The organism is Melioribacter sulfuriphilus (assembly GCF_052656625.1).
In genome coordinates this window covers 424,155-445,637 of record NZ_JBQXXK010000001.1, presented here as the reverse complement: position 1 = coordinate 445,637, position 21,483 = coordinate 424,155, and the positions used below count along the sequence as shown (strand labels likewise).

Sequence of the window (21,483 nt, the reverse complement as noted above, 5' to 3'; positions counted from 1 at the left end):
AATGGCTCAATAAAGCAGACAACACTATTTCAAAGAACCAATTTTTACTTATACATGATTTATTTTTTCAATGAAAACGACAATACTTATAAATCTGTTCCTCTAATTGAATTTTTCAGATGTCTCTCATTATTACAATGATAAATCAGTACAATTTAATTTTAGAAAATGCTTTATGTTTTGTTAATGCAGAACAGTCAATTTTTAGTTCTTTTATAAAACGAATTAAATGACACAATCCGAACATTTTTATAAAATCGAACCTGCAATTTTTTTACAAGTTAAAATTCATACAGAGTTTTCGATAACAAATGCATAATTCTTTTCTTAATGAAAATTACAGGATAATATACAAATGGATAAGTCATTAATGCTCATTTAGGAAATTAATATCCTCGAACATCCTAAAGGCGAAACTTACAAATTTATATATTGGCCAGTAGTCAAAATTAATTTCATTATTTCCTGTGATGCCGTAAATTTGACTTTCTTCATTATACTTTGAGTTAGATTGACTGAAGTAATGCTATTGAAGTATTTCAGCTTATCAAAAACATTTATTTATTGATATTTTTGAATGATTATCCAATATTTGCAGAAATTTAAATTCATAATTGAGGACAATAAATGATTCCTAAAAATTCTGAAAGAGAGCAATGGGGTAGCCGGGTGGGATTTATATTGGCTGCAGCCGGCTCGGCTATTGGATTAGGCAATATCTGGCGGTTTCCTTACTTATCAGGTGAAAACGGAGGAGCCGCATTTATTTTCGTCTATATTTTTTGTGTAATTTTAATCGGTATCCCAGTATTGATAGCCGAAGTACTCATTGGCAGAAGTACTCAGAAAAACCCCGTAGGGTCATTCAAGTCCTTGCACCCTTCCTCATTCTGGCAATGGATAGGAGGCATTGGAGTCATAGCCGGTTTTGTCATTCTTTCCTTTTATACTGTAGTTGCAGGCTGGACTCTCGGATACATTTATGAAGCTATTAATGGTAATTTACAACAATACAGTATCCCAGATGCAGCTCAATCACATTTTTCCGATTTGCTGGCAAACGTTTATTGGAATGTCGGTTTACTTGCTGCTTTTATGCTCCTCACAATGGCGATAGTTTATTTTGGTGTTCAGAAAGGGATTGAACGCGGCAGCAAGATTATGATGCCGATGCTCTTTATTTTAATGCTGATAATAATGGTTCGAGGTCTAACGCTCGAGGGCGCTTCGAAAGGTCTAGCCTATCTTTTCAATCCTGACTGGTCTAAAATTACAACTGGCGTTGTGTTAGCCGCTATGGGACAGGCATTCTTTTCAATGAGTTTGGGAATGGGAGCCATGCTTACATACGGTAGTTATATGTCTAAAAGAGATAATATACCATATTCAACGGTCTGGATTGCATTTCTTGATACTCTGCTTGCAATAATTGCAGGCATCAGCATATTTACAGTTGTTTTTGCAACAGGTCAAAATCCTGACGTAGGACCCAGCCTTATCTTCAGAACATTACCGGTTGTATTTACCAAAATACCAGGTGGGTTTTATTTTTCGATCCTCTTTTTTATAGCTCTCTCTTTAGCAGCTGTCACTTCGACAGTATCATTATTGGAAGTTGTTACAGCCTATTTTGTGGACGAAAAAGGCTGGAGTCGAAAGAAAGCCGTAGTTGTATTTGGCTTTGCAGCTTTATTGCTCGGCGTTCCGAGTGCATTATCTTTCAATTTGCTTGCCGACTTTAAGATTGGAAAATTTACTTTCTTCGATTTATCGGAATTTGTATCGTCGAATCTTCTTCTACCAATTGGTGGCTTTTTTATCTCAATCTTTGTCGGATGGGTATGGGGTTTCGATAAAGTAAAAAGTGAAATCATTCAAGGAGCTGAAACATTCTTCGGCAAATACCCGTGGTTCCTCGATTGCTGGAAATTTATACTGCGATTTGTTGCCCCTGTATTAATAATTGTTGTTTTACTTAGTTCTATCGGTCTAATTTAAAAAAGGGTGGAAATGAAAAAATCGACAGCTGGATTAATCGGTATTGTAATAATATTTACAGTTCTTTTATTAGGTGGAGTGCCATTTTTTAATAGTGTTTGGACTTTTCCTGGCAATTTTGAAACTATCAAAAATTTCCCATCCCCCGATGTACCGCTTGGTTCGGTCCCTTTTATGTTAATTGCACTTTTGGGTACAGGAATTTTCATAACAATAAAATTAAAGTTTCCCCAAATCAGGTATTTCTGGCACGGAATAAAAGTTACGGCAGGAATCTATGACGATCCAAAAGACAGCGGGGATTTAAATCACTTTCGTGCCCTATCGACTGCTATTTCAGCAACTGTGGGAATAGGAAATATTGCAGGAGTTGCAACTGCAATTTATTATGGCGGACCCGGCGCCCTTTTCTGGATGTGGATAACAGGAATATTCGGTACAGCTCTTAAATTTGCCGAAGTTTCTCTTGCGCATAAATATCGTGATATACTACCTAATGGTTCTATTGCTGGTGGTCCAATGTATACTATAGAAAAAGGCTTGGGACCAAAATGGAGATGGCTGGCTATTATGTTCGCATGTTTCGCTGTAATTTGTTCATTTGCCACAGGCAACGCAATACAAGCTTTCACACTCTCAGACCAAATTTATTCTGAAGTTACTCAAATTGTTGGAGTTAATAATTTCTGGACAGTAAAGCACAAAATAATTTCAGGATTGGCAATTTCATGGCAGCAGGTTATAAATGGACTGGTTTTATCGTCGATTATTGCACTTGTTATTATCGGTGGTATTAAAAGAATAGGTAAAGTAACGAGTATACTCTCCCCTTTCATGGCTATATTTTATATTATTGCCTCGTCTGTAATAATAATCGCAAACATCGAATCTTTAATTCCAAGCTTAAAATTAATTATCGAAATGGCATTCAATCCGCCGGCTAAAATTGCTGGTGCTGCTGGAGGTACTTTCCTTGTAATGTTAAATACTGTATTGTGGGGAACAAAAAGAGGATTGTATTCGAACGAATCTGGTCAGGGAAGCGCACCAATTGCCCATTCAACCGCCAAAACCAAATATGGAGTACGCGAGGGCACTGTTGCGCTTCTTGAACCATTTATCGACACCCTTACAATTTGTACCTTGACTGGTCTGGTTATTGTTATTACAGGTGCGTGGTACCATACCGAATTTTATAAACTACGAATTGATCCGAACTACACCGATCAAATTTACAATGCAAGTATTCTAACTTCATATGCTTTTAAAATTGGATTAAGCTGGCTATTCGACTATGGCGATAAGATTGTAACGCTGGCAGTACTTCTCTTTGCTACTTCCACAATTATCAGCTGGTCTTATTACGGCGACAGAGCGACATATTATCTCTTTGGTGACAGGGCAATCTTACCGTACAAATGGGTTTTTGTTCTCTTTGTATTTATCGGCTCAATTGCGGAACTTGAAGCTGTATGGGCTTTTGGAGATGCTGCACTTGGATTTATGACCGCTCCCAACCTTTTAGCAATTATTTTACTTTCAGGGGAATTAAAGAAAGACGTACAATATTATTTTTCGATTAAACACATACCATACAAAAAATTAAAGGAAATGGGGAAAGATTAAATAAAAAAGGCTGCCCAAAGGCAGCCTTCATCTTATTAACCAAAGAAAGTTTCCGCAACTTTATAGAGTTCAAGATCGACCGTTTTGAGCTCGCCGACAGCTTCTTCTAATTTAACAGCCACGATATCTTTACCTTTCAAAGCAGCCATATATCCGAATTTACCTTTATCTACTAAATCTGCGGCAAAAACACCAAGTCGTGTACCGAGTACGCGATCGAAAGCAGTTGGGCTTCCACCTCTTTGAATATAACCTAGTACTGTGGCTCTTGTTTCAAATCCAGTTCTTTTTTCGATTTCTTCTGCAATAACGTTTCCGATACCGCCAAGTTTAACGTGTCCAAAAGCGTCGACTTCCATACTGCTAAGAACAAAAGAACCGTCTTTATCGACGTTGTTTTCAGTTTTTAATTTTGCACCTTCGGAAACTACTACAATGCTAAAGTTCTTTCCTCTTGCATGACGTTTTGTAATAATATCGCACACTTCATCAAGGTCAAACGGCTTTTCGGGAATCAAGATAACATCGGCGCCTCCAGCAATGCCTGCATGGACTGCAATCCATCCCGCATGGCGACCCATTACTTCGACTACCATTACACGATTATGAGCTTCTGCAGTTGTATGAAGTCTGTCAATTGCTTCGGTGGCAATATTAACAGCAGTATCGAAACCAAATGTGTAATCGGTAGCGTTCAAATCGTTATCAATTGTCTTGGGAACTCCAACTACTTTAACGCCTCCTTTGTGGAGTTTAGAGGCAACACCAAGTGTATCCTCGCCACCAATTGCAACCAGGCAGTCGATTCCTGCATCTTTCATATTTTGTTTTACTTTTTCTTCACCGTTTTGAACTTTGTAGACGTTGGTACGGGAAGTACCGAGTATTGTGCCTCCGCGAGGAAGGATTCCTGAGATGGCTTCGAGGTCGAGAGTCATAAAATTATTTTCGAGTATACCACGCCATCCTTCGCGGATACCGATTACTTCATGTCCGTTTTGTAAAGACTTTCTTACTACCGCTCTAATTACGGCATTGAGACCGGGGCAATCACCACCCCCTGTTAAAATACCTATCTTCATTTAATTCTCCGTTATTTTTTTAAATGAGCTTCAAGTTTGCAAATTTTGTCAAAAGGTTTTTGGTGCCATGATTTTCAAATGCAATAGTCACCTTTTGGGTGTCTCCCGAGCCGGTAATTGCAAGTATTTTCCCAATGCCAAATATGGCGTGGGATACTTTACTACCGACTCTCAAAGAACGACGTTCCTGGTCGTAATCGTCGTAACTTTCTTGATAGTACTCGTCGTAATCTTCTTTTTTCTTTCTACCCGCTCTTCTACTGCCCGGGCCGTTAATTTCGACATAAGTAGATTCGTCGAGTTCATCGATGAAACGAGAGCGACTTTGATATGCCACTTCGCCAAATCGATACCTCGACCTGGCATAAGTCAGAAATACTTTCTGTTGCGCCCTTGTGAGGGCAACATAAAAGAGCCTTCTTTCTTCTTCGATTTTGGAATCCGAATCAAATCGTGGACTCAATGGGAAAATATCTTCTTCAAGTCCAGTTATAAAAACAACAGGGAACTCCAATCCTTTGGCAGAATGAACAGTCATTAGTGTTACGGCATTTGCTTTTTCGTCGTACTGGTCAATCCCAGCTACCAGCGATACTTCTGCCAGAAATTCGTCAAGTGTAGCTTTTGGATTTTCTTGATTATATTCCTGTATTGCTCTCAGTAATTCCTGTATGTTGTCATAACGCGCCATGGATTCGGGAGTGTTTTCCTCTTTATACATTTTAAGAATACCGAGCTCGTCAACCAGTGCAGAAGTCAATTCACTGATTGAAAGCTTATCTTTCAGCTCAATGTACTTGTCGAGCATTAACTTGAATTGTTTAACGTTTTTCTGAATTCTTTCTTTAACTTCGATTACTTCGAAAACACGCGCCATTGTTGCAAAAAGTGTAATATTCAGGCGTCTGGCAAATGCAATCATCTTCGAAATCGAAGTATTCCCAATTCCCCTCTGCGGAAAATTCATAATTCTGAGAAGACTTTCTTCGTCATTTTGATTTGAAAGTACCCGTAGATAAGCCAGTACATCCTTTACTTCCTTTCGTCTGTAAAATTCAACACCACCTACAATTTTATACGGAATTTTCTCGCGGCGCAAAGCCTCTTCCAGTGCTCTTGACTGAGAATTCAATCGATAGAAAATTGCTATATCGTTCAGCGAAAGTTTACGGTTGATTACTTCTTTTTTAATACGCCTTGCAATCTGAAGCGCTTCGTCTTTCTCGTCGGAAGCGCGTATAATAGTCAATTGTTCGCCGTCGTTATTCTCAGTCCATAATGTCTTGGCAATCTGTTCGGCATTATTTTTAATTATAGAATCTGCCGCTGCAAGAATCATTTTTGTGGAGCGGTAATTCTGTTCAAGACGGAAAATTTTGGCGTCTTTAAAATCTTTTTTGAAATTAAGCATGTTTTTAATTTCAGCACCACGCCAGCTGTAAATACTCTGAGCATCATCTCCAACAACACATATTTTATCGCGGACTGGACTTAAAATTTTGATCAATTCATATTGTGCTTTGTTCGTATCCTGATATTCATCTACAAGGATATATTTGAAGATTTTTTTGTACTTGCTCAGAACTTTCGGATTATTCGTAAATAGTTCGATGGGCTTCAAAAGGAGATCGTCAAAATCCATTGCATTATTTTGAAACAGGCGATTTTGATATTCTTTATAAATCTCCAGAAATTTTTTATCTATGGAAGTAGAAGACATTTCCTTTTCATAATCTTCTGGCAAAATCATCTGGTTTTTCAGGTAACTTATTTTATGCTGAACTCCGTTAGGTGTTAGATTTTCGAGGTTGATATTGAGGTCCTGCATAACGTTCGATACCAGAGAGACTGAATCTTCGCGGTCATAAATCGAAAAATTCGGACGGTAATTGATATAATTCGATTCCGCTCTCAGAATACGCGCAAAAATCGAATGAAAAGTGCCCATCCAGAGCTTTTCGGCTTTCTTGCCGATCATCGCTTTAATGCGCTCTTTCATTTCTCTGGCGGCCTTGTTTGTAAAAGTAAGAGCAAGAATCGATTCAGGTTCCAGTCCTTTTTCGATCAAATACGCAATTTTGTAAGTCAAAACGCGGGTTTTGCCTGAACCAGCACCTGCCACAACCATATGTGGACCTGAATTGTACTCAACAGCTTTACGCTGCTCTTCGTTTAATTCATTTAGAAATTTCATAAGAATTGTTTGTTTTTTAAGTTACAAATTTACAAAATTAAGAGCGGTTAATCAATTTTAGGAGAGTTTTATAAAGTAAAAATTTATAATTTAATAGTCTGTGTAACGGATAGATTGTAAGGGATATTCGATAATTCTTTTCAAAAAATTAAGTTGTGTGAAATTTCCCGTTTAATTAATTAGCTTCCCGTCCTTCATAATTAACTTGCCATCGAGCCATACGGTTGGCTTCTTAATGACACCATCCAGATGAATTGGCACGTTTACATTGCCGCCCATAGTTTTATTGTCGCCTAAAGCAATATGCACCGTTCCCAATACTTTTTCGTCTTCAAGCAAATTTCCACTCAATTTAACTTTATCATTTGTTCCAATTCCAAATTCAGCAATGTTTCGGGCTAATTGCCCATACTTTTCAAGTATTTTTTCGAGTTTTTTTGCTTGTGAACCGCCACTAATTTTTACTGCATATCCATTCTTTACTTCAATTCTAATTGGTCTATTTTTAACTACACCGACACCAGACATCGAACCATCGACGACAAAGACACCGTTTGAGGTGCCTTCAAGAGGAGCAATATAAGCTTCGCCTGTGGGTAAGTTGCCACCTTCGCCTTTTTTATGGAAAAGCCCTTTGCTGGCAATTGCTTTGCGTCCTTTAATTTCAAAAGAGAGATCTGTCCCACCCGCAGCGGTAACTCTTACTTTACTGGCTCTGTCGAGTTTTTTTACAAGTTTAATTGTGAGCTCTGCTATTTTTTTGTAATCTGCATTTAAACCTCGTATCATAATATCTTCAGTAATTCCAGGAAATGTGGCAATACGAACTCCATTAGCAGAAGCTGCTCTCCTTGCGTTTGTATGCGTCAAAGATTTGTCTGTAGGGCACAATACCACATCGAACATTTTCATCAATTCTGCTACCTGAGCAGGTGGTTCTTGACCGTGCATCTCACCCGACTTCATTTCAACATATAGCGAAGGGTGCCCCAATCGCAGAGCATTTTGATAAAGTGCATAACCGATTTTTTTCTTTTTCTCGTCTGTAATTATTAATATCGATTCATTTGTCTTAGCGCCCATGCAGTCACGTATTGCTATTACTGCAGCTTTATCGAGTTTGGTCTGTTTCATAATTTTACCTTAAAGTGGGAAGCCCACATTGATTTGAAGAGTTGCAGAAAAAGTTTTTTTATTAATTATTTCTTTAGTTGAATTTGTAACAGGTATCGATAAATTATTCTCACCGTCGTACAAATATTTCAACTCCAGGAAATTATAACCCGCCGTGGCTTCCAGACTGATATAATCCGGAATTAGATGAATTATTAATCCTGAACCGAGGAAATACCCAATTTTTGTTTCCTCCGCTGTAAATTTGTTGAGTTCAACTGTGGCGCTGTTTTGTTCTATAAGATTAATTTTGAATTCAGGAGAATAAAAATTTAGATGACCTTCGACAAGTTTTAGATCGAGGAAAGAGAAGACAGGAATACCAACATCCAGTCCAACGCCCCAATTATTCATCGACAATTCGTAACGTTCTGAAGTCAATTCATCAGTTTTGAATTCGTTAGTTTCTTTTAAAAATTGATAATAGCCTTTTGTACTTATAATGATACTTGAAAATCTTGCTCTAAAAATATTAGCTCCTATTCTGTAGCCTGTTGACCTTTTAAATTCAATATTCGGCATTAAGCCATCTACAGGATTTATTTTATAGTTGTTAAGAAACTCATTGATAGCGGTCGCTTCGTAGTAATGATGCGTAAAACCGGCGTAGAAACCACTCATACCCAGACAGCCGAATCCAAAAGTTTGAGCATTAATACTGCTTGCCGAAAGAGTAAGAAAAATTACTATTGAAAATTTGAGTTTCATATAATCGATAACTTTTACGGACACAATTTAGTAAAAAGAGCATTAATAAAATATTTATTCAGGTTTAGCGTCTAGTTGTTGTTGACTTTTTTTCAATAAGTATGCAAAGATTAATCCGAAAAATCCAAGCATCGAAAAAATCCACATACCTGTATTGTAACCTGTCGGATTAGCTGCGCTCGCTCCTGAAATATCGTTTGCGTAACCGATAATAATATTGAATGAAAATAAACCGATATTTTGAATCATTGTCATTAAACCGTATGCAGTTCCCAGTTTGGTGTTGTCAACAATCAATGCAACAGAAGGCCACATTACAGCAGGCACCAACGAAAAAGCGATGCCCATCATCGACATCGGTAGAATAAGATAAATTGGAATTGACACGTTGATATCAAAAAATGATAGTGATAGATGAATAAAGTCTCCTTCGGTCATTAAATCCGGCCTGCCAATTTTATACGCCATCATTAGATAAACAGGTATAATTAAAAGAGAGCCAAACATCATCAACAATGAACGCTTACCAATCTTATCGGCAAGCAATCCGAAGAGCGGAGTAAAAATCATTGCCGCCAGTGTTAGAATACTCGAAAGATTACCTCCTACTTCCCTTGTTGTGCCATGTGCATCCTGAAAAAATTTTATTGCAAAAGTCTGAAACGGAAACATGGCAGAATAAAAAGTAACACAAAGCGCTGTAATGTACCAGAAGGCTTTGGGAAATGTAAAGATTTCTTTCAGAACTACTTTTTCCTGTTGACCTTCGGCAGGAAGATCAAATTTTCTTGAGCCGATTAGATCGAGAATATAATAAAGAACGATGGTAACAACAGCAAAAACACCTGCAGCCACAGTAATCAGAAGTGGCGATTGCCAGTATTCGTAAAAACTTTTTCCCCATGTAGGTGAATTAAGAGCAAGGAAAGAACCGAGTCGCGCCACTGTAAGATTTAGTCCAAATGCGAGAGATAATTCTTTGCCTTTAAACCAGCGAGCTATAATCGTAGTAATCGCAACAATCATCGACTCGGCACCGAGTCCAAATATTAACCTGCCAAGAGCCATAATATAAAGTTTGCCTGTCAATGCAGTAACAACCGCACCAATCATTATTAGAGCTGTAAATATCAATACTGAAATCCGAGTGCCAATTTTATCGATGATAATTCCACCGATAAGCACCATGATTATATTTGGAAAGCTGTAAATTCCCTGCAAAAGCCCAATGTCAGCATCGGTAAACTTAAGCTGTTTTACCAACAAATCAGCCAGAGGACTTATACTGTCGTAGATATAATAATTTCCAAACATCGCAAGGCTGATCAAAAGCAATATAGTCCATCTAAAAAGAAATGTAGGTTGAGGTTTTTTAGTAGTAATTACCATAACATTAACTCTATTATCAAAAAAGTCACGTACAGGAAGCCACGAAAAGAATGGCTTCCTATACGATTCTGTCAATTAAATTGAAGGAATATTTTTCAATACATTAACCAGAACATCCCAGAATTTTTGAACTGTACTTATTTGTACTCTTTCGTCAGGAGAGTGCGCACCTTGAATTGTAGGGCCTAAAGATATCATATCGACGTGTGGAAATTTTTCTTTAATAATTCCGCATTCCAATCCAGCATGAATCGCTTTAATTTCTGGTTCAGTATCGAACATCTGCTTATAAACGTCTTTCATGAGTCCCAGTATTGGAGAATTAATATCTGGCTTCCATCCTGGATACCCTTCGCCAAAATTCACCTTTGCTTTTGCTAATTTGAATACTGCAGCAATAGCATTAGAAATATCATATTTCTCAGACTCCACAGAACTTCTTTGACTTGTTATTACTTCAACACTGTTTTGTTTAGTAACCACCACAGCTAAGTTCGAAGAAGTTTCCACGAGTCCTTCGATATCGGCGCTCATTTTAATTACACCATTTTGAATGCCGTAGAGCGAGTCGATTATTCTATCGGAGGTAGCTTTGTCGATTACTTTTGCTCTCGATTGAACCTTATTTGCAATAATCTGCAACGAAGGTTCTACAGTTGCGAATTCAGATTTGACGGTAGATTCGAATCTGGATACCGTGTCTAAAACTTCGATATAATTTTTTTTCGGTATTCTTATTAATGCAAAAGCTTCTCTTGGAATGGCATTATGTTTATTGCCGCCGCTAATTTTTGAAAGTGTAATGCCAAATTTTTCATTCAGATTATAGAGCAAACGAACAAGTAATTTGATGGCATTTGCGCGCCCGCTTGCTATATCAAGTCCCGAATGCCCCCCTTTTAATCCAGTAACCGATACTTCAAGAGGAATAGTATTTTCTTTGTAAGGTGTTGTTTTTATTTTGAATTCTGCAAATGTGTTTTGACCTCCTGCGCATCCGATGTAGAAAGCACCATCTTCTTCTGAATCGAGATTAATCATAATATTGGCCTTCAGGAATCCAGGTTGAAGAGCCTGTGCGCCGTTGAGTCCTGTTTCTTCATCAAGTGTAAAAAGAGCTTCAATAGGACCGTGTTCAATATCCTTCGATTCAAGAATAGCGAGAGCTGCAGCTACCCCGATGCCGTTGTCTGAGCCGAGTGTAGTGCCTCTGGCTTTAACCCAATCGCCGTCAATATATGGTTCAATTGGGTCCTTGTCAAAATTATGCTTTACGTCGTTATTCTTTTCGGGTACCATATCGAGATGTCCCTGCAATGCAACCGTCATTAATTTTTCCTTGCCCGGTGTAGCTGGTTTTCTAATAACGATATTACCAAAACCATCGACGCTGTAGTCGAGCGAGTTTTTCTTTGCAAAATCTATAATATATTCGGCAACAAGCTTTTCGTTTCTCGATGGATGCGGTCTCTTACAAATTTCTTCGAAGTGTTTCCATAATAGTTCTGGTTTAAGACTTGAGAGTGTGTTGCTCATATTTTTTCTCCTTCTATTTCCTTAAAAGAAATAATTTTTTCCACGTACAATCGTGTCAGAAAACGGGTCAAACGTTCTTCAACAGGCTCAATCTTATTTCCAAATTTATTTCTGAGTCGATTGCAAATTTCAGCCACCTTACTATTATCGTCAATTTCCAACCAGGAAGCTGAACCAAGTTCATCGAGTCTTAGCCTAATGTATTTCGACTTCAATCTTGGCATAATAAATTTTGTCGCAAAATTACTTGTAAATTTTGGAATTAATAGTGTTACCAGATTGCCGTCTTTTTCATATTCGACTTTTCTTACAGGTATAAGGTCAAGATAATTTTTGTCTATTTTTTGTCTTCCAAAAAAATTCATATCATATCGCAGTTAATATAAAAGCGCTGATTCTTTCAAAAGAAACAGCGCTTAATTAATTAAACTGGAACCGAAGGAGACGCAGGGTCTTCTGGTTTACCTGCATTCTTAATTGGGATTTTTATGAGTAAATAAGCAATAAACAGTAATACTACCAGACTTATCAAGAACGTAGTTTCTTTAAAGATTTCCAGTAGTGGTATTTCCCAGAATGCAAATCCTGCAAAAAGAAGACCAACTAAAGCTTCGCCAGCTATTAATCCTGCGGCAAGTAAAATTCCAACATTTTCCACTCTCGATTTCTGAGCATCGTTGAAATTATTTTTAGCAGATATTTTTTCGACGATTCCTTTAATGATACCGCCAACAAAAATTGCGAAAGTCGTACCGAGCGGGAGATACATTCCCACGCTAACGAGCATAGGACTTTTGACATTCATCATAATAAATCCGACACCCATTAGCATTCCTGTAAAAATCAGTATCCATTCCATTTGGCCAGCAACAATTCCATTCGATAAGATAGCCATTAAACTTGCCTGTGGAGCCGGAAGTGCGTCGCCGCCGAAACCCATACCGCCCGATTTTATATCACCTTCGTGAAGAATAAAAAGAGGAATAAACATTACAGCCGATGAAATTACAACGCCGATAATATCACCCAGCTGCATTTTCCATGGAGTACCACCGAGAATATGACCGGCTTTCAGATCTTGCAGCATTTCTCCTGCCACGGCTGCCGAGACGCATACAACAGCTGCCACGCCGAGAACAGCAGCCACTCCTTGAATTCCTTTCATTCCAAGGGCAACCATTAAAACAGCTGCCACAACTAATGTCGATAACGTTAAACCGCTAATTGGATTGTTACTCGACCCGATAATTCCTACGAGATAACCCGAAACGGCAGCAAAAAAGAATCCAGCAATTATCATTACGATCGTTGCCACCAACGCTGCGAATAGGTCCTGCGCAAAGAAATTATAAATAAAAAATGTTGCTAAAGCTGTCAATCCGATCCCAACAAGAATTGTAGTAAAGCTTAGATCTTTTTCAGTGCGTATTTCAGTCACTTCTCCAGTAGCAGCTTTTTTTACGTCACTAACCGACCTGCCAATTCCTGTAATAAGACTATTTCTCATTTTCCATAAAGTATAAGCGGCTCCTACGAGCATCCCTCCAATAGCGATGGGACGCACATAATCTTTCCAAACCTGCACAAGCATATTTGTCGTTTCTATTGAATTATCTCCAGCTGCAGTATACTTGAAATAAGCAATGATTGGAGCAAGCAAACCCCAAGCAATAACACCTCCGCTGAAGTTCAATGCTGCGAGTCTGGGACCAATTATATAACCGACGCCCATATAAGCCGGACTAACTTCAGGCGAGCGGAATAAGATACTTCCTTTACCGAATTGTAAAACTTTATCGTATGAAAACGCGAACAATTTAAATTTTCCTAATGCTTGAATAACTGCGCCAATGCCCATCGCATTGAATAAGTATTTTGAACCGGCAGTTCCATTACGCCCTGCTTTATGAATTTCTGCAGCGGCTACCGATTCGGGGAATGGGAGTTCCGCATCTTCAACCATAACCCGTCGCAATAATGCAACGAACATAATGCCGAGTACACCGCCAGCAACCATTATTGCCGTCGAAATTGCATAATGACCCGGTGTAAAAAACGGATCCCAGATACCAGCAATAAAAAATGCGGGCAAAGTGAATATTGCACCTGCAGCTATCGATTCGCCTATTGAACCAACAGTACGTGCAAAATTCTCTTCCAGTATTGTACCTTTCATTAATTTCAGAAGCGCCATCCCTATTACTGCCGCCGGATAGGTAGCAGCTATTGTCATACCGGCTTTAAGACCCAAATAGGCATTCGCCGCTCCGAGTACAACTGCCATAAGCAGTCCAATTATCAGAGCTCTCACTGTAAATTCAGCCATATTTGTTTCCGGCGAGACGAAAGGGACAAATCGTTTTTGTTCCGACATGCCGTTCTCCTGTTTATGGTATTAATTATTTGATAATCGTTCGACTAATATAACATTGATATTATAGACGAGCAAACTTTTTAAATTATCTTCGTCTTATTCATACCAATATGACAGATTGCAAAATCATATTTTACCGGATCGGATGGATCAAATCTTCTTAGATTTTCGGTAATTTCTTCAGCCATTTGCCAGTTAACAATCTTCTTTTGAGTAAGTCCCAACATCCTGCTAACTCTAGCCACGTGAGTATCTACGGGGATAACGAGTTTATCAGGTCTAATTTCCTGCCACAATCCGAAATCAATATTATCCTTTCTCACCATCCATCTCAAAAACAAATTCATTCTTTTGCACGCACTGTTTTTCATAGGATCGGGCAGCATAAATTTTATACCAGCGCTGATATTACTTTTATGGGCAATTATATTCTTAATATTGTCAACAAAAAATGTAATAGACGATTTCAAATTTTTCTCATTTTCGAAATAGTATAATAGAAATAAATATTTTAATGAATCGTATTGACTGTATATTTTGTTCAAAGCATAAAAAATAAGATTGATATCATCCGGACTGTAAAATCGATATTTTAATTTCTCAAAGATTTTTGTATGCAGTGAAAAATTTGATATAAACTCATACGGCTTATTCTGCATAACTTTGTGAATTTCATCCAGTGTTTTCATAATTTGCGACAGATTTCCGTATGCGAAAATTGACGATATAAAAGCCGATATTTCGATGTCGCGAGAATCTAAATATCTGTGAGGAAATAACACGGGGTCGGGCACAATCGATTTACTGTTGAATTGATTGTAATGGTAGTCTAATCTTTTCTTGAGATTTTTAATCAAAGTTTTACCGGTCAGGTTTATTGAGCATTGCGAATGATTTCAATCATTTCTTTAATAGCTTTTTCTACGCCTACAAAAACCGTCCGTGCAATTATTGCATGCCCTATGCTAACTTCGTCAATTTCTTTTATAGCAACGAATTCTTTCATATTAACATAATTCAATCCATGACCAGCATTAACACCCAATCCCAATTTTTTTGCATGTTTGGCAGCCAGACGAATTTTATCTAATTCGTCGAATCTTTCCTCTTCGGTAGGAGAGTTGGCATATTTTCCGGTATGAATTTCGATAAAGTCTGCATTTATTTCAGCAGCGGCATTTATCTGGTCGATGTCTGGTTCAATAAAAAGGGAAACGTCAATTTTAGCTTCGTGGAGACGCTTTATCGTATCGCTTAATAAACTAATGTTGTCAATTACATTTATTCCACCTTCAGTTGTAAGTTCCTGTCTTTTCTCCGGAACAATGGTAGCCAGTTCAGGTTTGACATCGCATGCAATATCGATAATCTCGTCGACGGCAGCCATTTCGAGGTCAAGTTTTGTTGTAATTAATTCTCTGAGTAGTCTAACGTCGCGTTCATTAATATGGCGCCTGTCTTCCCTTAGATGTACTACAATTCCATCAACGCCGTAAAGTTCTGCCATCAATGCAAAAGCCACAGGATCGGGCTGGAATTCGGCTCGTGCGTTTCTAAGTGTTGCAATATGATCGATATTTATGCTAAACTTCATCTCATGTCCCCTTTTTTTGACTATTCTAAATTAAAAAAAACTATTTAAAGATAAAGCAGAATCATTTTGAATAATCGAAAGAGTTGCCAATAAAGATTATCTTATCTAAGTTAATCAATAAAATTTCAACACACTGGGAGAAAATATGAGAACAATTGTAGCCTTACCGGGCGATGGAATTGGGAAAATAGTATTACCAGAAGCTATAAGATTGTTAAATGCAGCAGGATTTGTAGCAGAGTATGTTTGGGGAGATATCGGGTGGGAATTCTGGTGTAATGAAGGAAACCCTTTGCCTCAGAGGACCATTGATTTAATTGAAAAGCATAAAGTGGCTCTCTTCGGAGCTATCACCAGTAAACCAAAGGATAAAGCAGCCGAAGAACTAAAACCGGAATTACGCAATAAAGGATTTACTTATTTCTCTCCTATCGTTGCACTCAGACAACATTTTAACCTCGATATCTGCATTCGGCCGTGCATCTCTTTCAAGGGGAATCCATTAAATTTTATCCGCAAAAAAATTGACGGCACTTACGAAGAGCCATATGTCAATACCGTAATTTTCAGACAGAATACAGAAGGCCTTTACGCCGGCGTAGAATGGACAAATCCTCCGGAAGTTGTAAGAAAAGCACTCGAAACTCACCCAAAGATGAAAGCTTTTGCCGATGTTCCCAGTGAAGAGCTGGCAATTTCAACAAGAATTGTCACAAAAAAAGCAAGCGAAAGAATTATTAGATCCGCTTTTGAATACGCACGTAAAAATAATTACAAAAGCGTTACGTTGTGTGAAAAGCCGAATGTTTTGCGAGAAACATCCGGTATGATGCTAAAAATCGCACGCGAAATATCGAAAGAATATCCTGAAATCGAACTATGGGATACAAATATCGACGCCCAAATGATGTGGTTAACAAAAAATCCAGAAGACTACGGGGTTATCGTAGCTGAGAATATGTTCGGTGATATTATAAGCGACGGTTTTGCAGGACTGGTGGGAGGACTGGGATTTGCTTGTAGTGCAAATATTGGAGAGAAAGTAGCCGTATTCGAACCGACGCACGGCTCGGCCCCTAAATACGAAAAGTTGCAACCCTCGATTGTCAATCCAATTGCAATGTTTATGAGCGCAGTAATGATGCTTGAACATCTTGGAGAAATTGATATTGCCCAAAAAATTAAAAATGCTATTGCTAAAGTAATCGAAGAAGGTAAAGTAAGAACATACGATATGCTCAAACTTAAAGGCGGTCCCGATGTTATAAAACAGGGTGCTGCAACAACCCAGCAGATGACCGATGCAATAATTTCTAAACTATAATTTTTTTTGTAATTTTAAGATATAAAGTGCCATTTAACTTGGGTGTAAAATGAGTGGTATCATTTTAATTGCGTTTGCAATAATTCTCTTTTCATTCGCTTATCGGGTATATGGGAGTTATATTTCCAATATATTTTCGATCGATGGAAAACATACTACTCCGTCACATGATCTTTACGACGGAGTTGACTACGTTCCTACTAAACCTCCTGTTTTGTTAGGACATCATTTTGCATCGATTGCAGGCGCCGGTCCGATTGTAGGTCCCATAATTGCTGCAAGTTTTGGCTGGGTTCCGGTTTATATCTGGATTCTCGTCGGCTCCACTTTTATTGGAGGAGTGCACGACTACACTTCTTTAATTGCATCAATTCGCCATAAAGGCAAAACAATTGGTCAGGTTATCGAAAATTATATTGGCCTAAACGGCAAAAAACTATTCCTCCTGTTCACATGGTCTACGTTGATTCTCGTTATTGCTGTTTTTACAATTATTGTTTCCAATACATTCAACAGCATTCCTTCGGCTGGAACTTCATCGATTTTATTTATCTTCATTGCAATTGGGTTCGGTCTAATTTCTTACCGTATTAAAATGCCTTTAATTTTTTCGTCAGCTATCGGAATATTATTATTGATAATTGCTATTTACATTGGGAATCAATTCCCATTGCTTCTTGATAATCAAACCTGGAATTTAATTTTACTCGTCTATATCTTTTTTGCATCTGTAACGCCAGTGTGGATATTGCTACAGCCGCGCGATTATCTTAATTCATTTTTACTCTATGCACTGATGATTGGCGGTATTGTGGGATTGATTTTCACAATGCCCGAAGTTCATCTTGCACCAGTTACGAATTTTAAAGTCGACCAAATCGGCTATCTCTTCCCCGCTCTTTTTGTAACAGTTGCATGCGGTGCAATTAGTGGTTTTCATTCGATAGTTAGTAGCGGAACTACTGCAAAGCAACTCGACAAAGAAACCGACGCAAAACTAATTGGTTACGGTGGAATGCTTATCGAAGGCGTGCTGGCAGTTCTTTCATTATTATCGGTTGCCTCACTGGATCAGAATCATTTTATTCAATTATTAAACGAAAAAGGCGCCGTTACCGCCTTTTCAACTGGAATTGCAAAATTCATTAGCAATATTCCCTTACTCGGTGTTGATGAGGCACACGCATCGAGTTTTGCCGCTCTTGCCGTCGCCGCTTTTGCATTAACTTCTCTTGATACCGCTACCAGACTTGCGCGTTATGCATTTCAGGAATTCTTCGAAGTAGAACAACAAATCCCCCAAAACAGCGTTACATCAAATAGATATTTTGCAACCACAATAACTGTATTGGCCGGAGGACTATTGACGATGAGCGGACAGAGTATGAACATATGGCCCGTCTTCGGCAGCGCAAATCAACTTTTAGCCGCAATTGCACTCCTTGCAGTTACCGTCTGGGTTATCAATCTTAAAATAAATTATTATTTTACTCTCATTCCCATGATATTCATGTTCTCTGTTACTTTGTCTGCACTTGCTATGCTCTTTTATAATAACTTGCTCATAAATAACTATTTACTTGCTACAGTATCGATATTTCTTTTCGTACTCGCTATAATGCTGGCATTGCAGGCTTTTACTATGCTTAGAACAAATGCTGAGCCTTCAACATCAAAATAAAGGATATGAATAAAGACGAAATAATTATTTTATGGCCAGAAGTAAATTTAATTAACGACTTATCACTTAGAGATAAAGTGATAGAGTGCTGGAAATATGCACTGGAGAGTTCGGAACTAACAATACAGGATTTACACGAGATCCCTTTTTCTCTATTAATTAAGGACTGTAATATTTCTTTTATTAATCACAAAAGAACATGCGTGCAACTCGCCGTCGATATAGCCAGCAGAATGAAGAAGAATTTCGGCGATGAAATCAATATCAATATGGATTTTTTGATTGCCGGAGCAATTTTAATTGATGTTGGAAAATTATTAGAATACACGAAAAAGGACGGCAAACTTGGAACAAGCAAAGCTGGCGAATTATTACGACATCCTTTTAGCGGTGTAGCAATAGCAGATCGTTTCGGATTGCCACCTGAAGTTCTTCACATTATTGCTTATCATTCAAAAGAAGGAGATCTCGGAAAAAGATCTGTCGAAGCAATTATTGTACATCATGCCGACTTTGTATCATTCGAGCCTTTTAAAAATAATTGAGAAAAGATTTATGCAGATTAAGATATATTTGCTTAGTAAAATTGTAGTGGAGTAAAAATGCCCCAAACATTAGTTGAAAAAATTGCACAGAAGCATGCAATTGGTTTAAAACAGGCGCAGAAAATACGTGCAGGAGATTATATTACAATACAACCGGCATACGTAATGACGCACGATAATACTGGAGCAGTAATACCCAAATTTAGATCTATCGGGGCAACAAAACTTGCCAATCCGCGGCAGGTTGTTATCACACTCGACCATGATATCCAAAACAAAGACGAAAAGAATCTAAATAAATACAGACGCATCGAATCATTTGCAAAAGAAATGGGGGCCGATTTTTATCCAGCTGGAAGAGGCATAGGACACCAGATCATGATCGAAGAAGGTTATGCATTTCCAGGTACAATGGTCGTTGCATCCGATAGTCATTCAAATATGTACGGTGGAATCGGGTGCCTTGGCACTCCAATTGTCAGAACAGACGCCGCTTCAATTTGGGCAACCGGGAAAACCTGGTGGCAGGTTCCACAAACCGTTAAAGTTGTATTAAAAGGTAAACTTTCAAAAGGTGTTACGGGCAAGGACGTAATTATCGCTCTTTGCGGCTATTTTAATAACGACGAAGTATTGAATTGCGCAGTAGAATTTACAGGCGACGGGATAAGCGAATTGTCGATTGACCAGAGACTCTCAATTGCAAATATGACCACCGAATGGGGAGCAGTTGTAGGTCTTTTTCCCATTGACGAGATAACTCTGAATTGGTTGAATAAAAGAATCGATTATATTGAAAAGAGAGGCCCAGAAGGGGTACCTTCCGATGCCGACGGCAACGGGAGGAATCCGAGATTAAACAAAGAAAGGCTCAAAGAACTCGAGAAAAACCTTTCCGAACTCACACCAGACAACGATGCCTTTTATTCTAAAGAACTAACGATTGACCTCTCGTCGATTGAGCCTGTCGTCTCAGGTCCCAACAGCGTAAAGAAATATTCTTCCGTTTCCGAACTAATGAAAAAGAAAGTAAAAATTGATAAAGCTTATCTTGTATCGTGCGTAAACTCAAGACTGGAAGACATTGAAGAAGCGGCAAAAATTGTAAAGGGGAAAAAGATTGCTCCTCATGTGAAGTTTTATATTGCGGCGGCATCAAGCGAAATTCAAAAAGAAAGCGAACAAAGAGGATACTGGCAAAATTTATTAGATGCCGGTGCTATTCCCCTTCCACCAGGTTGCGGCCCCTGTATTGGCTTGGGTACCGGATTGCTCGAAGACGGCGAAGTGGGCATTTCTGCAACAAATAGAAACTTCAAAGGACGAATGGGTTCGCCAAATGCATTTGCATATCTGGCCTCGCCTGCTGTCGTGGCGCATTCTGCTATCAACGGTTTTATCAGTTATGATATTGCCGAAACAAAGAATTCTATTGTCGGATCAATTAAAATAAACTCACGCCCGGAAATTCAATCTCAACAGATTGATATTATTGAAGGTTTTCCAGCAGAAATAAAAGGCAAACTGATCTTTTGTCCTCAAGATAATTTAAACACGGATGGTATTTATCCTGGCAAATATACTTACAACGACGATATGACGCCTCAGGATCAAGCAAATGTTGTGATGGAAAATTATGACCCCGATTTCAGAAATATTGTAAAGGAAGGCGATCTTCTCGTCGGAGGCTTCAACTTCGGAACAGGAAGCTCACGCGAACAGGCTGCCACAGCTCTTAAATACAAAGGAATTCGTCTGGTTATTGCAGGTTCTTTCAGCGATACTTACAAACGCAATGCAATCAACAATGGCTTTCTTGCCATCGATTGCCCTCAACTTGTAAATGACTTAAAAAAGATGTTCGAAGGCAATAAGAAAAATACAATTAGAACCAATATTATTGCCAAGGTTGATTTTGTCAATTCGAGATTAATTGCGGGAGATAAAATTTATAATATTTCTCCAGTCGGTATTGCAGCTCAAGAATTAATTGTTTCAGGAGGTCTTGAAAATTGGATTAAGAAAAATCTGGAGAGTTAAGTATATCGAATTATTCTTTATCGCTTTTCTTTTAGAAATAAAAGTGATAATTTAATGCAAAAGAAAAGCATAAGTAATTATGCATAAACTAAGAAAAATAACTTCAAAAAATTATTATCCTTACCTAAACCTCCCCAAGCTATACGAAACCAACTGGCAAAATAAATAATCCTTCGCTTTCGCTATATCTTCAATTATTAATTACATAAGGAATATATT

The 21,483-nt window shown here is 38.2% G+C and carries 16 protein-coding genes; 6 read left to right on the top strand and 10 right to left on the bottom strand.

What is annotated here, in order from left to right:
* Window positions 1–627 precede the first annotated feature (627 nt).
* Together ACUN8G_RS01985 and ACUN8G_RS01980 are read left to right on the top strand one after the other, a co-directional pair.
* Window positions 628–1,998 carry a sodium-dependent transporter gene (locus ACUN8G_RS01985; RefSeq protein WP_437347125.1) on the top strand — a complete coding sequence of 457 codons (1,371 nt, stop codon included), beginning with the start codon at window positions 628–630 and terminating at the stop codon, window positions 1,996–1,998.
* Between the two features lie 12 nt (window positions 1,999–2,010).
* Window positions 2,011–3,624 (top strand): alanine/glycine:cation symporter family protein, encoded by a 1,614-nt coding sequence (locus ACUN8G_RS01980; RefSeq protein WP_437347124.1) that lies wholly within the window; start codon window positions 2,011–2,013, stop codon window positions 3,622–3,624.
* 35 nt (window positions 3,625–3,659) lie between these two features.
* Here the strand turns inward: ACUN8G_RS01980 and ACUN8G_RS01975 are convergent, their stop codons facing one another.
* The 10 genes from ACUN8G_RS01975 to ACUN8G_RS01930 form a co-directional block, all read right to left on the bottom strand.
* The gene (locus tag ACUN8G_RS01975; protein ID WP_437347123.1) at window positions 3,660–4,706 is read right to left on the bottom strand and encodes a 6-phosphofructokinase; all 1,047 of its coding nucleotides are present in this window, start codon (window positions 4,704–4,706) and stop codon (window positions 3,660–3,662) included.
* A 19-nt stretch (window positions 4,707–4,725) separates the two neighbouring features.
* Window positions 4,726–6,900: an ATP-dependent helicase gene (locus ACUN8G_RS01970; protein ID WP_437347122.1), complete on the bottom strand. Its 2,175-nt coding sequence runs from the start codon at window positions 6,898–6,900 to the stop codon at window positions 4,726–4,728.
* 171 nt (window positions 6,901–7,071) lie between these two features.
* Complete coding sequence (locus tag ACUN8G_RS01965) at window positions 7,072–8,034, bottom strand: aminopeptidase (RefSeq protein WP_437347121.1); 963 nt, start codon at window positions 8,032–8,034, stop codon at window positions 7,072–7,074.
* A 9-nt stretch (window positions 8,035–8,043) separates the two neighbouring features.
* Window positions 8,044–8,781 carry a hypothetical protein gene (locus ACUN8G_RS01960; protein ID WP_437347120.1) on the bottom strand — a complete coding sequence of 246 codons (738 nt, stop codon included), beginning with the start codon at window positions 8,779–8,781 and terminating at the stop codon, window positions 8,044–8,046.
* A 54-nt stretch (window positions 8,782–8,835) separates the two neighbouring features.
* Complete coding sequence (locus tag ACUN8G_RS01955) at window positions 8,836–10,170, bottom strand: MFS transporter (protein ID WP_437347119.1); 1,335 nt, start codon at window positions 10,168–10,170, stop codon at window positions 8,836–8,838.
* A 75-nt stretch (window positions 10,171–10,245) separates the two neighbouring features.
* Window positions 10,246–11,706 (bottom strand): aminoacyl-histidine dipeptidase, encoded by a 1,461-nt coding sequence (locus ACUN8G_RS01950; RefSeq protein WP_437347118.1) that lies wholly within the window; start codon window positions 11,704–11,706, stop codon window positions 10,246–10,248.
* Entirely contained in the window at window positions 11,703–12,071 is a 369-nt protein-coding gene (locus tag ACUN8G_RS01945; protein ID WP_437347117.1) for a PqqD family protein, read from the bottom strand. Before ACUN8G_RS01945 ends, ACUN8G_RS01950 begins: the two co-directional genes overlap by 4 nt.
* A 59-nt stretch (window positions 12,072–12,130) precedes the next feature.
* Window positions 12,131–14,080 (bottom strand): OPT family oligopeptide transporter, encoded by a 1,950-nt coding sequence (locus ACUN8G_RS01940; RefSeq protein ID WP_437347116.1) that lies wholly within the window; start codon window positions 14,078–14,080, stop codon window positions 12,131–12,133.
* Between the two features lie 80 nt (window positions 14,081–14,160).
* Complete coding sequence (locus tag ACUN8G_RS01935; protein WP_437347115.1) at window positions 14,161–14,937, bottom strand: TIGR02757 family protein; 777 nt, start codon at window positions 14,935–14,937, stop codon at window positions 14,161–14,163.
* A gap of 17 nt (window positions 14,938–14,954) precedes the next feature.
* Window positions 14,955–15,674 carry a pyridoxine 5'-phosphate synthase gene (locus tag ACUN8G_RS01930; protein ID WP_437347114.1) on the bottom strand — a complete coding sequence of 240 codons (720 nt, stop codon included), beginning with the start codon at window positions 15,672–15,674 and terminating at the stop codon, window positions 14,955–14,957.
* 145 nt (window positions 15,675–15,819) lie between these two features.
* Between ACUN8G_RS01930 and ACUN8G_RS01925 the strand changes: the two genes are divergently transcribed.
* The 4 genes from ACUN8G_RS01925 to lysF are packed head-to-tail and all read left to right on the top strand — an operon-like array spanning window position 15,820 to window position 21,264.
* Window positions 15,820–16,998, top strand: coding sequence for an isocitrate/isopropylmalate dehydrogenase family protein (locus ACUN8G_RS01925; RefSeq protein ID WP_437347113.1), 1,179 nt, complete (start codon window positions 15,820–15,822; stop codon window positions 16,996–16,998).
* 49 nt (window positions 16,999–17,047) lie between these two features.
* Window positions 17,048–18,679 carry a carbon starvation CstA family protein gene (locus ACUN8G_RS01920; RefSeq protein WP_437347112.1) on the top strand — a complete coding sequence of 544 codons (1,632 nt, stop codon included), beginning with the start codon at window positions 17,048–17,050 and terminating at the stop codon, window positions 18,677–18,679.
* A gap of 5 nt (window positions 18,680–18,684) precedes the next feature.
* Window positions 18,685–19,224, top strand: coding sequence for an HD domain-containing protein (locus tag ACUN8G_RS01915; protein WP_437347111.1), 540 nt, complete (start codon window positions 18,685–18,687; stop codon window positions 19,222–19,224).
* A 57-nt stretch (window positions 19,225–19,281) separates the two neighbouring features.
* Window positions 19,282–21,264 carry a homoaconitase gene (gene lysF / locus ACUN8G_RS01910; RefSeq protein WP_437347110.1) on the top strand — a complete coding sequence of 661 codons (1,983 nt, stop codon included), beginning with the start codon at window positions 19,282–19,284 and terminating at the stop codon, window positions 21,262–21,264.
* The last annotated feature ends 219 nt before the right edge of the window (window positions 21,265–21,483 follow it).

Excerpts from the sequence above, each read along its gene's own strand:
- ACUN8G_RS01985 (WP_437347125.1), top strand. The coding sequence starts at position 628 with ATGATTCCTAAAAATTCTGAAAGAGAGCAATGGGGTAGCCGGGTGGGA.
- ACUN8G_RS01980 (WP_437347124.1), top strand. The coding sequence starts at position 2,011 with ATGAAAAAATCGACAGCTGGATTAATCGGTATTGTAATAATATTTACA.
- ACUN8G_RS01975 (WP_437347123.1), bottom strand. The coding sequence starts at position 4,706 with ATGAAGATAGGTATTTTAACAGGGGGTGGTGATTGCCCCGGTCTCAAT.
- ACUN8G_RS01970 (WP_437347122.1), bottom strand. The coding sequence starts at position 6,900 with ATGAAATTTCTAAATGAATTAAACGAAGAGCAGCGTAAAGCTGTTGAG.
- ACUN8G_RS01965 (WP_437347121.1), bottom strand. The coding sequence starts at position 8,034 with ATGAAACAGACCAAACTCGATAAAGCTGCAGTAATAGCAATACGTGAC.
- ACUN8G_RS01960 (WP_437347120.1), bottom strand. The coding sequence starts at position 8,781 with ATGAAACTCAAATTTTCAATAGTAATTTTTCTTACTCTTTCGGCAAGC.
- ACUN8G_RS01955 (WP_437347119.1), bottom strand. The coding sequence starts at position 10,170 with ATGGTAATTACTACTAAAAAACCTCAACCTACATTTCTTTTTAGATGG.
- ACUN8G_RS01950 (WP_437347118.1), bottom strand. The coding sequence starts at position 11,706 with ATGAGCAACACACTCTCAAGTCTTAAACCAGAACTATTATGGAAACAC.
- ACUN8G_RS01945 (WP_437347117.1), bottom strand. The coding sequence starts at position 12,071 with ATGAATTTTTTTGGAAGACAAAAAATAGACAAAAATTATCTTGACCTT.
- ACUN8G_RS01940 (WP_437347116.1), bottom strand. The coding sequence starts at position 14,080 with ATGTCGGAACAAAAACGATTTGTCCCTTTCGTCTCGCCGGAAACAAAT.
- ACUN8G_RS01930 (WP_437347114.1), bottom strand. The coding sequence starts at position 15,674 with ATGAAGTTTAGCATAAATATCGATCATATTGCAACACTTAGAAACGCA.
- ACUN8G_RS01925 (WP_437347113.1), top strand. The coding sequence starts at position 15,820 with ATGAGAACAATTGTAGCCTTACCGGGCGATGGAATTGGGAAAATAGTA.
- ACUN8G_RS01920 (WP_437347112.1), top strand. The coding sequence starts at position 17,048 with ATGAGTGGTATCATTTTAATTGCGTTTGCAATAATTCTCTTTTCATTC.
- ACUN8G_RS01915 (WP_437347111.1), top strand. The coding sequence starts at position 18,685 with ATGAATAAAGACGAAATAATTATTTTATGGCCAGAAGTAAATTTAATT.
- lysF (WP_437347110.1), top strand. The coding sequence starts at position 19,282 with ATGCCCCAAACATTAGTTGAAAAAATTGCACAGAAGCATGCAATTGGT.